At 72.3% G+C, this 7285-nt stretch carries 8 protein-coding genes and 1 pseudogene; 2 read left to right on the forward strand and 7 right to left on the reverse strand.

Features of this window, described 5'->3' with window-relative positions:
- Nucleotides 1–33: 33 nt before the first annotated feature.
- From VM95_RS31610 to VM95_RS31620, 4 genes are all read right to left on the reverse strand, one after another.
- A complete protein-coding gene (locus VM95_RS31610; RefSeq protein ID WP_045703322.1) occupies nucleotides 34–510 on the reverse strand; it encodes a GNAT family N-acetyltransferase in 477 nt (158 codons plus the stop codon).
- 43 nt (nucleotides 511–553) lie between these two features.
- Complete coding sequence (locus VM95_RS42890; protein WP_157882252.1) at nucleotides 554–730, reverse strand: NUDIX hydrolase; 177 nt, start codon at nucleotides 728–730, stop codon at nucleotides 554–556.
- Between the two features lie 72 nt (nucleotides 731–802).
- A complete protein-coding gene (locus tag VM95_RS31615) occupies nucleotides 803–1726 on the reverse strand; it encodes a maleylpyruvate isomerase family mycothiol-dependent enzyme (RefSeq protein WP_063773589.1) in 924 nt (307 codons plus the stop codon).
- 11 nt (nucleotides 1727–1737) lie between these two features.
- On the reverse strand, nucleotides 1738–1968 hold the full coding sequence (locus VM95_RS31620) for a hypothetical protein (RefSeq protein WP_045703324.1): 231 nt from the start codon (nucleotides 1966–1968) through the stop codon (nucleotides 1738–1740).
- 199 nt (nucleotides 1969–2167) lie between these two features.
- Between VM95_RS31620 and VM95_RS31625 the strand changes: the two genes are divergently transcribed.
- Nucleotides 2168–3508 (forward strand): aldehyde dehydrogenase family protein, encoded by a 1341-nt coding sequence (locus tag VM95_RS31625; RefSeq protein WP_045703326.1) that lies wholly within the window; start codon nucleotides 2168–2170, stop codon nucleotides 3506–3508.
- A 137-nt stretch (nucleotides 3509–3645) separates the two neighbouring features.
- Here VM95_RS31625 and VM95_RS31630 read toward each other — a convergent pair whose 3' ends face one another.
- Complete coding sequence (locus VM95_RS31630) at nucleotides 3646–4890, reverse strand: hypothetical protein (protein WP_107073159.1); 1245 nt, start codon at nucleotides 4888–4890, stop codon at nucleotides 3646–3648.
- Nucleotides 4891–5161: 271 nt separating this feature from the next.
- Between VM95_RS31630 and VM95_RS31635 the strand changes: the two genes are divergently transcribed.
- On the forward strand, nucleotides 5162–6394 hold the full coding sequence (locus VM95_RS31635) for a hypothetical protein (RefSeq protein ID WP_052707691.1): 1233 nt from the start codon (nucleotides 5162–5164) through the stop codon (nucleotides 6392–6394).
- A gap of 96 nt (nucleotides 6395–6490) precedes the next feature.
- On the opposite strand, the gene VM95_RS31640 is transcribed toward VM95_RS31635, so the two are convergent.
- Nucleotides 6491–6787: a cupin domain-containing protein gene (locus tag VM95_RS31640; protein ID WP_045703329.1), complete on the reverse strand. Its 297-nt coding sequence runs from the start codon at nucleotides 6785–6787 to the stop codon at nucleotides 6491–6493.
- Between the two features lie 116 nt (nucleotides 6788–6903).
- Nucleotides 6904–7285, reverse strand: a pseudogene (locus VM95_RS42895) (hypothetical protein); the annotation flags it as partial.

Below are 7285 nucleotides of genomic sequence, written 5' to 3' on the forward strand. Positions count from 1 at the left end.
GCCCGTGCCGCGGACCTCCGGGGCGCGGGCAGCTCAGTGCCGGGGGCCGGGTGGGGTGGGGCGGAGTGCCATGTAGCCGTCCAGCGGCGCGAAGCCGAGGGTGTGGTAGAGCGGCGCGCCGGCTTCGGTGGCGCGCAGCTCGATCGAGCCGCATCCGGCCGCCTTGAGCGCGTCGATCAGGGCGGTGGTGACGGCGCGGGCGTGGCCGCGGCGCCGGTGCGCGGGGTCGGTGGCCACCGTGTGGATGCGGCCCCACAGCCCGGTCGGGTGGGTCGGGCCGAGGTAGCCGCGGTAGACGATGCCGAGGGCGCAGGAGGCGAGCGTGTGCTCGTCGGCGGGGACGACGTAGGCGAGCAGGCTCGGGTCGGTGCCGAGGCGGGCGCGCATGTCGTCGCGGAAGGTCGAGCGCCATGCGTCGGTGAGCCGGGCGCCGTCGAGGACCGCGACGCGCAGGCGCAGCAGTTCGTCGGCGTCACCGGGGGCGGCGGGGCGAACGGGGGGAGTGGGCACGGGGTTTCCTCCAGGATCGAGCTCAGAAGGACGGGCGGTGCGCTCAGGCCGGCCGGCCCACGGTGGAGAGCGGGTGGCCGTACGTGATCTCGGAGAGGGCGTGTGCGGTGGAGGGCACGATGTCGGCCGGCCGGTGGTCGAGCGGCCACCAGCGCAGTTCCTCGCACTTGTGGGGCTCGGCGTTCGCCGCGCTCCATGTGCCCGGCCGTTCTCCAGGCATCCACGTGCTGGAGAAGTAACACTCTGAGCATGCGGGAATTATGGATGCTCCCGGGCGCTGGTCCGTTGACTTCTACGAGATGGTGGGGGCGGTTCCGTTTGTCGCCGGCTCGATGGCCGGCGCACCGGTGCTGTCGCTGCGTCCCGTCGTCGAAAGCCCCTGGGCGCTCGCGGTTTCGGCGTCCGACCCGCTCGCGGTCATGGCCCGCGTCGAACCGGCCGACCTGCAGGCCGCCCGGCTCGTCGCGCGCCCCCAGCCCGGTTCCGGCGGGAGCGGCCACATCGGTGGTGTCGGCAGGTGCGGTTCCGACCGGAGGCCTTCGTCCGGGCCGCGGCCGGCGAGCCAGGCGAGGAGCGTGTGGCCGGGGCCGGTCGCGGTGGGGCCGGTGGGTGCGAGTGTCCAGGAGCGGTCGAGGTCGGTCGCTTCGAAGCGAGCCACGGGGAAGTCGCGTGCGGCCAGAGTGGCGATGGTCTCGTCGAGTGCCCAGGTGACGTAACCGGTGGGCCAGTCGACGGTGGTGTAACCGAGCTTCAGGTCGACGTGGTGGGTTTCGAGTTCGCGCCGGGCACGGTGGAGGGTGTACCAGGCGGGGTGTCGCCATCCCGCGAGGGCGGTGACCAGGGTGGGCCAGCGGTCGGAGGGCATCGCTGCGGCCTCGTCGAGCAGTCGGGCCAGGCTGCCGCGCAGGTCCGCGACGAGCTCGGCGGCGCCGCGACCGGCGCCGTCCCGCAGCGCGCGGTCCAGGGCGGCGGCGTCGGCCCGTGCTCCGGGTTCGATGCCGGTGCGAGCCAGGGCAAGCAGCCATCGGTAGACGTCGGCGCTACGCGCCAGGTGCGTGATGACGTGCCCACGGCTCCATCCGGGAAGCACGGACGGCTCGCGGGCAGTCACGTCCGTCAGGGCGTCGAGGCCGGCAGCCAGGCGCGCGGCCGAGCTGCGGACGTCGTGGAGGAGAGCGGCGATGCCGGCCGGATCGAGGTCGGTACTGGTGGTCATGGGTCGGTAGGTTACGGCCGGCCGGTCAGCAGGTGGCCGATGGCCGCGATGCCCTCGGCGATGGCTCGTTCGCCTACGTTGCCGAAGCCGAGGACGAGTTGCGCCGGCGCGGTGGCGTGTGAGGCCCGGTGGGCGCTCATGCCGTAGAGGCCGACGGACCGTTCGCGGGCGGCAGTGACGATGTGGTGTTCGTCGGCGCCCGCGGGCAGGTGGGCGACGGTGGCGGACGCCTTCGGGGGCAAGGAGGGGGCGCAGTGCGGCCGTCGCCGGATTCACTCGTTCGGTTGGTCGGCTGGCCGGCCAGGTTTCGGGTGGGGTCGCCCGGTGGCTCGGTCAACGGGAGATACTTGACATACTCAACCATCCAGGCCTACCGTCGAGATGCTTGAGGCCATTAACCATCGACGGCTTCAAGGAATCCGGAAGGACCGTGCGCCACCCATGACCACCACCCCCGCCCCCACCGCCGCCACCAGCACGGTCGACGCACCCGCCGTGGTCGCCCGCCTGCGCGCCGTGTTCACCAGCGGCCGGACCAAGCCGCTCGCCTGGCGCCAGGCGCAGCTCGCGGCGCTGCGCTCGCTGCTCACCGAGCAGACCGAGGCGCTCCAGCAGGCCCTGCACGCCGACCTCGGCAAGAGCGCGGCCGAGGCGTACCGGACCGAGATCGGCTTCACGCTGAACGAGCTCGACCACACGGTGGCCCACCTGGAGGAGTGGCTGCGGCCCAGGCCCGCCGCCGTGCCGGAGTTCTTCCGCCCGGCCGAGGCCCGGGTGGTGCGCGACCCGCTCGGCGTGGTGCTGGTCATCGCGCCGTGGAACTACCCGCTGCAGCTCGCGCTCGCCCCGCTGGTGGGCGCCCTGGCCGCTGGGAACGCGGCCGTCCTCAAGCCCAGCGAGCTCGCCCCCGCGACCTCCGCCGCCATCGCCCGGCTGCTGCCCCGCTACCTCGACCCGGAGGCGGTGGCGGTGGTCGAGGGCGCCGTCCCGGAGACCACCGCGCTGCTGGAGCAGCGCTTCGACCACATCTTCTACACCGGCAACGGCGCGGTCGGCCGGATCGTCATGGCGGCGGCCGCCCGGCACCTGACCCCGGTCACCCTGGAGCTGGGCGGCAAGAGCCCGGTCGTGGTCGAGCCCGACGCGGACCTCGCGGTCACCGCGCAGCGGATCGTCCGCGGCAAGTTCCTCAACGCCGGCCAGACCTGCGTCGCCCCGGACTACGTCCTCGCCGTCGGCGGGAGCGCCACCGCCCTGGAGCAGCACCTGGCCGACGCCGTCCGCGACCTGTACGGCGAGGACCCGGCGGCCAGTGCCGAGTACGGACGGATCGTCAACGAGCGGCACTTCGACCGGCTCGCCGCGCTCCTGGGCGACGGACGGACCGTCATCGGCGGCGCCCACGACCGCGCCGGCCGCTACATCGCCCCGACCGTCCTCGCGGACGTCTCCCCCGAGGCGCCGGTCATGCGGGAGGAGATCTTCGGCCCGATCCTGCCGGTCGTCGCCGTGCCCGACCTCGACGCGGCGATCGCCTTCATCAACGAGCGCGACAAGCCGCTCGCCCTGTACGCCTTCACCGAGTCCGAGCGGACCAAGCAGCGGCTCACCGAGGAGACCTCCTCCGGGGCCCTCACCTTCGGGCTGCCGGTCTCCCACCTGGCCATGCCCGAGCTGCCGTTCGGCGGCGTCGGCGAGAGCGGCATGGGCCGCTACCACGGCGAGTACTCCATCGACACCTTCAGCCACACCAAGGCCGTCGTCGACAAGCCCCTCGGCTGAGCCCGACCAGTCGGGAGCTCCCCGCGACACAGCCGTCCGGAGGGAGCGCGGACGGCCCCGCACGGAACCGGAGGGCTCGGGGTTCACGTGCGGGGCCGCGGTCACGGGGAGGGGGACGGTCAAGGGGAGGGGGGCGGTCAGACTCCGGTCATGGTGAAGGTGCCCGTGCCGTCCTGCCGGCCGCCGGAGTACTGGCGGATCAACTCGCCGTCCGCGTACCGGTCGTAGCCCACCATGGAGCCGGTGTACTTGTTCTGCAGGCCGACCTTCGAGCTGCCGGGGACGTCGCGGTAGACGTAGAAGCGCTGGAGGTCGTCCTCGCTGCAGTTGGCCGTCGTCAGGTAGGCCTGCTCCTGGTTGGCGATGTTCGCCGGGATGGTCGCGCAGCCGCCGTTGCCCCAGTTCCACAGGGTCGCCTCGAGCACCCCGTTGTTCTCCGTCACGTTGCACAGCCGCCAGTTGTCCAGGTGGGCGCTGAAGAAGGTGGACTCGCGCAGGCGGATGCCGTCGTTGGCCAGGAGCGGTGCGCTCCAGTTCAGCGGCCTGCCGGGGACGTCGATCCGGTAGGCGCCGGGCGTGCAGTTGAGGGCGGCGGCGGCCAGCGCGCCGCTGCCGGCGGCCTCGGGCCGGCCGGCGGACGGGGCGCCGACGGTGGCGGCCGACTGCTGCGCGAGACGGTCCTGGGTCTGCTTCTCGGTCGGCGCCACCGCACCCGCCGGGTGCTCGGCCCGCGCGGCGGGCGAGCCGCAGTCGAGCAGGAACTTCGCCTTGGCCATGATGCTGTTGGCGGGCACCGCGTCCTCGCAGCGCACCGCGCCTTCCTCGAGGGTGGTGTAGGTGGTGAAGCTGCCGGTGCCGGGCCCGTCGATCCACTTCAGCGCCCAACTGCCGTCGCCCTGCTGGGTGCGGTTGCAGTTGAGGCTGCCGTACGTGCCGGTGACCTTCTTCGTGCCCTTGTAGACGCCGTAGTAGCCGGGCTGGTTGAAGTTCCAGTTGACCGTGCTCGACTCGCTGCTGGTGGAGGTGTAGTTGACCTGGACGTTCAGCCCCAGGGTCGCGGCGACGGTGCCGAGGACCTGGTTGCCGAAGGTGCCCGTCACGCTGCCGTTGAGGCCCACGGTGACCGAGATGGAGGTCTGGGTGGTGGTGGTGACGCTCTGGCTGCCGGTGCTGCCCTGGGTGACGTACCAGCCCTTGAAGTGGGTGATCGTCGGGGACACCTCGGTGGTCTTGATGTACGGGAGCCGGGTGCCGAGGTCGGCCACCGTACAGGTGTCGCCGAGGCGGGGCGTCGCCGTGGCGGCGGGCGCCGCGGCCGCCGGTGAGGCGGCGAGGCCCACGGCGGTGACCGCCCAGGCGGCCGCCGTGGCGGTCACTGTCATGAGGGAGCTGCCGAGGCGGCCGGCGGGTCGTACGGAACGCAACATTATTCGTTTCCCCTTGGTCGTGTATATGTCAGGTCAAGAATGGGGGTGGTGACCGTGGGGAGGGTGGTGTCAGGTCGGAATTGGCCACGAACGATCGTGGAGGGGCTCATTCCCCCCGGGTGGCGTCACGGTGGGCCGATTTCCGGGCGCTCGCGCGGTGGCGGGCGGGGCGAAGGTTGGCAGGATGCTGTCCGCTTGGCAGCATCCTGTCCATGAGGATCGAGCCATGACGAGCGCGCACACCAGCCCGGCCGCGGTGTCCGCCACGGGGCAGCCGGAGCAGGCCACCACCACGCCGGAGGCGAGCCGGGCCCGGTGGCGCCAGGTCCGGGAGCACCTGAACCGCAGCCGCTTCGCGTTGACGCAGCTGGCCGTGGCCGGCCGGGGTCCCGAGGAATTCGCCCCCGGTGGCCGGGTGTTGGCGCGCAGGCACTGGATCCCGGAGACGCCCGTACCCCTGGCACGGGTCCGGTTGCGGTGGCAGGAGCAGACGCCCGTAGCCCCGATCGACGGCAGCGGTCCTGAGCTGGACGCCACCCGCGCCCGGCGGGCGGACGGCACCCCGTACACCTTCTACGCCGAAGCCGTTCGCGACCTGGCCAAGCCGCGGCTGTTCGAGAACCGGGGCTGCTACCGGCTGTTGGCGGTGGCGGAGGATGCCGCCGGGCCGACGCTCACCTTCGGCCGCGGCCAGTACTTCGATGTCCTCAACGTCTGCGAGGCCGCGGCCCACGAGTACGCGGCCGCCGCCTTGGCCGCACCCGGCCGGCCGGTGACGGACCCGAGCGCCACGCCGTTTCGAACCGCCATCGGTGATCCCACCGACCTCGCCCGGCGGTCGGTCGTGGCCGCCGTCAGCACGCTCGCGATCCGTTACGACCGGCGGGCCGGCTCGGCGGAGTTCGTCCTGCACTGGCGCGACCCGGCGAAGGTCGCGAGCGGCGGCGGTCTCTTCCAGGTCATGCCGGTGGGAATGTTCCAGGCCTCCCACGACGCGCCGTGGAACGAGGCCAACGACTTCGACCTGTGGCGGGCCATCGTCCGCGAGCTCAGCGAGGAACTCCTCGGCAGCAGCGAGGACTACGGCAGCGACACCCACCCGATCGACTACGACGCCTGGCCGTTCCACCAGGCCCTGAACGCGGCCCGGGCGGCGGGGACACTGCGGGTGTTCTGGCTGGGGCTGGGCATGGACCCGCTCACGCTCGTCACCGACATGCTGACCGTCGCGGTGTTCGACGCCGAGCTGTTCGACGCGACCTTCGCGCGAATCGTCTCCACCAACGACGAAGGCCACCGTGTGCAGCTGGAGGACGGCACCGGGCACGCGGCGGGGATCCCGTTCACGGCCGACCAGGTGGAACGGCTGACCGTCAGGGAGCCGATGCAGCCGGCGGGAGCGGCGCTGCTCCAACTGGCGTGGCAGCACCGCGACGTGCTCCTGGGCACGGGCGGCTGAGCGGGGACGAGGGCGGGGACGAGGGCGCCCGCCCGTCGAGCAGGACAGGCGCGACGCCCGCGCGCTCCTGCCCGATCGCGTCGGTAGTGCGGGCCGCTACTTGAGCTCGAACAGCAGCGACCGGACCTCGGTGCTGCCGGTGTTGTGCGTGGAGTGGTCCACGGCGGGGATCCACATCGCCTCGCCGGCCGCGAGCGAGGCCTCCATGGTTCCACCGGACTCGTCGGTGAAGGTGACCCTTCCGTCCGCGAGGTTGTAGACGAGGTTGTCGGGGTGGTGGTGCATGGCCGACCTGTCGCCGGGTTGGAGCCGGGCTTCGAGCAGCCGTACCCGATCGTTCTCGAAGAGGACCTTGTACACCTCGGGTGCCACCTGCGCAGCGTCACCTGCCACGGGAACCTCCTGGTTGAGGGGGCGAAGCGTCGTTCTTCCGACCTGCTGGCGACGCTAGCGCTGCGCAGATGGCCGTGCGCGGTGGGACCGCCAGGCCGGTGAAACCGAGGTGTCGCTTACGGGTGGGTGGCCTTGGTGTTGGGCTGGGTCTTCTGGTTGTAGATCTCCTTGCCGTCCGCGTTGTAGGCGTGGACGTAGGGGGCCGGGGGGAAGGCGTTCTGGGTGTCGCCGGTGTCGCCGGTGGAGACGGCCGCGGCGTAGGCGAACGCGCCGCCGGCCATGACGGCCGGGTACTGGGTCGGGTCGTCGCCGTAGCTGATGGTGACCTTGGCGACCTCGGGCGTGTAGTGCCCGGCGCCCAGGGAGAGGAACTGCCCGGCGCCGGCCCGCGCGCTGAAACTGTCGAAGTACTCGATCAGGTGACCGGCGCCCCACAGGCGGTCGTTGATGAACGTCGCCGGGACGGACGTGCTGGTGCCCTTGTCGCCCTTCGACCCG

Origin of the sequence: Streptomyces rubellomurinus (genome assembly GCF_000961885.1) — a bacterium.
GTDB lineage: Bacteria > Actinomycetota > Actinomycetes > Streptomycetales > Streptomycetaceae > Kitasatospora > Kitasatospora rubellomurina.

What these genes read in the sequence shown, in the direction of transcription:
- VM95_RS31625 (WP_045703326.1), top strand. Translation starts at nt 2,168, where the DNA reads ATGACCACCACCCCCGCCCCCACCGCCGCCACCAGCACGGTCGACGCA.
- VM95_RS31635 (WP_052707691.1), top strand. Translation starts at nt 5,162, where the DNA reads ATGACGAGCGCGCACACCAGCCCGGCCGCGGTGTCCGCCACGGGGCAG.
- VM95_RS31615 (WP_063773589.1), bottom strand. Translation starts at nt 1,726, where the DNA reads ATGACCACCAGTACCGACCTCGATCCGGCCGGCATCGCCGCTCTCCTC.
- VM95_RS31630 (WP_107073159.1), bottom strand. Translation starts at nt 4,890, where the DNA reads ATGACAGTGACCGCCACGGCGGCCGCCTGGGCGGTCACCGCCGTGGGC.
- VM95_RS42890 (WP_157882252.1), bottom strand. Translation starts at nt 730, where the DNA reads ATGCCTGGAGAACGGCCGGGCACATGGAGCGCGGCGAACGCCGAGCCC.